1 protein-coding gene is annotated in these 2674 nt (G+C 46.3%); it reads right to left on the bottom strand.

The genetic code is table 11. The features are described from left to right. A partial coding sequence (locus LX69_RS17890) for an Ig-like domain-containing protein (protein WP_170124454.1) occupies positions 1-2674 on the bottom strand: 2674 nt, incomplete at both ends.

Genomic DNA, 2674 nt, shown 5'->3' with positions numbered 1-2674 from the left:
ATACATCTTCATCCACGTCAACATCGTTCGACAACACATTACCGGAAACAGCTTCACCCTCCTTCGTGGCGAACTGATCGTTCACTGCATTGGGCACATCATTCACCGAATGGACTTGGATCGAAACGGTAGCCGATGTGCAAAGCGGTTCGGTGTCACACACTTCAAATGCGAAGGCATCAGCACCATGATAATTGTCATTGGGCGTATAAGTGTAGTCGCCGTTGGCGGACAGTGTTAGCGTGCCATATTGAGGGGCTGTAACCAAGGTTGTATTGAAGGTCAAGGCATCGCGCTCACGATCGGACACCATTGGCAGCAATGAACCACTTGCCGGGGTATCTTCATCGGTCTCAACAACCATGGGGGTGACAACGGGCGCTTGGTTGACCAAAGTAACATTGATGTTGACAGTGGCTTCGTCACAACCGCCATTGCCATCACAAGCTTTATAAATAAACGAGTCAGAACCGGAGAATCCTGCATTGGGAGTATAGGTAAATTCTCCGTTGGCAGACATGGACACGGTGCCAAAATTGGCATTATTCACCAACACAGGATCAACCGAGATGGCATCCTTTTCTGCATCCAAATCATTCCCCAACACATTCTCTATCAATTTAACATTTTCAAGAGTAAAAAATGTGTCATCACCGGCAACAGGAGCATCATTTACCGGATCAATGCTTAACGTTACCACAACCGGAGCACAGACGTCAGTATCATCAGAGATGATGTAGGTGAAAACATCCGAGTGGTTTTCACTACCATCATGGGTATAAGTAAATGAACCATCCAAAGCCAAGGTCAGTTCGCCATGTTCAGGTTTTTTCCCTACAGTAACCGTCATAACATCAAGTTCTGCATCAGAATCATTGGTCATCACCCCATTCTCAGCCGAGACAGTCAAACTATTTCCTTCACTTAAGGAGTAAGCATCAACCACACCAACGGGAACATCGTTCACCGGATTGACGGCAATGTTAACCACCACCTCATTACCACTGTGCTTTCCATCTGTTGGGCGATATTTAAAGGAATCTGCATGATTTTCAGAACCGTCATGTGTATAAGTAAAAGAGCCATCATCATATCTCGTTAAGGAACCAAACTTCACATCCTGAGTCAACACAGAAGTAAACACATCTCCATCGGCATCACTATCATTGGCCAACACCCCATGCGTCGCATCAACCAACAACACAGCACCTTCACCCACCGAATAATGATCGGAAAGTGCCACCGGAGGATGATTCACACCCAAAATATTTAATATCACTTCTGCTGTCTGACTATACAAGGCACCATCGGATACACGATATGTGAACGACACAGAATAATCGACAGAATTATCGTGCTGATAATCGAAAGACCCATCTGAATTCAAAGTCAACGTTCCATTAGCCACATCATCCACCAGCTCCACGGTCAACACAGACGAATCAACATCCTCATCGTTGCTCAACACCCCATTGTCCTTATTCACAGACAACGAAGCTCCCTGATTAAGTTCATACACATCATCATTGGCAACAGGGGCATCATTCACCGGATTGATGGCAATGGACACAGACGCAACATTCCCGTAATCAGAACCATCATAAACACGATAGGTAAAGAAATCGGTGGTCGTTTCTGAACCATCGTGACGATACACAAACGATCCATCAGAATACAATGACAAAACTCCATGCTCAGGCTGAGCAATCAAAACGGCCGAAAGTGTATTATTTTCAGCATCGACATCATTAGCCAACACCCCAGGTGCCGAGATAGACAACTCGCCTCCTTCTTCGACCCCATAACTGTCGTCATTGGCAACCGGCAAATCGTTGACCGGATTAATGGTAATGGTTACAGTGGTGAAGCCACTTTCAAGTTTACCATCACTTGCCTTATATCGGAACACATCACTGGTCGTTTCACTGCCATCGTGAGTATACACAAACGAACCATCGGCATTAAACGCCAACGTTCCATGTGCAGGGTTGGTGGCTTCGATGGCACAAATGGTATTTTCGAGATTGTTGACATCATTAATCAACACCCCTAACTCCTTCGAAACGGATAACACATTGCCTTCCGACACCTGATAGGAATCGGGTTTAGCCTCAGGGGTATCATCGTCCAATATCACCACTTTCAACACCCCGGGAGCAATCGCACTGAATGTAGAAGATTGAATTGAGATTTCTAGCTCTTCGTCTGCTTCATCCACAGCATCGTTCAACACGGTCACAAACAACTGAACAGACGTTTCACCGGCAGGAATGGTCACTTTAGCAGGAGCTGAAACATCGGCCTTGGCACCACTGGTAGTCACACTTCCTGAGAAAGCAAAATTGACATCAATGGGGAAAGATGAAGGTTTGTCCAATGAAACCACAACCGTGATTACACCGACATCTTCAGAAACATTGAACGAAGAAGTGGGTAATGAAAGGGTTGATGGGGCGTCATCGTCAAGGATGGTTACCGTCACGCTGTTGTTGGTGCCCTGAGATGCGTTCTCCAACGTCCCCAGAGAGACCATCACGGTCTCATCCGCTTCATCCAAAACATCATTAATGACCGACAAGGTGATGCTACCGGTGGCCGAACCGGCTGAAATGGTGATGGATGTGGCTGAATGGGTATAATCTGATGTCAACGTGGCTGTGCCGCCAAAGGTCAA

Origin of the sequence: Breznakibacter xylanolyticus, from assembly GCF_003254275.1 — a bacterium.
In the GTDB taxonomy this organism is placed as follows: domain Bacteria; phylum Bacteroidota; class Bacteroidia; order Bacteroidales; family Marinilabiliaceae; genus Breznakibacter; species Breznakibacter xylanolyticus.
This window is presented reverse-complemented; position numbering and strand designations above follow the sequence as displayed.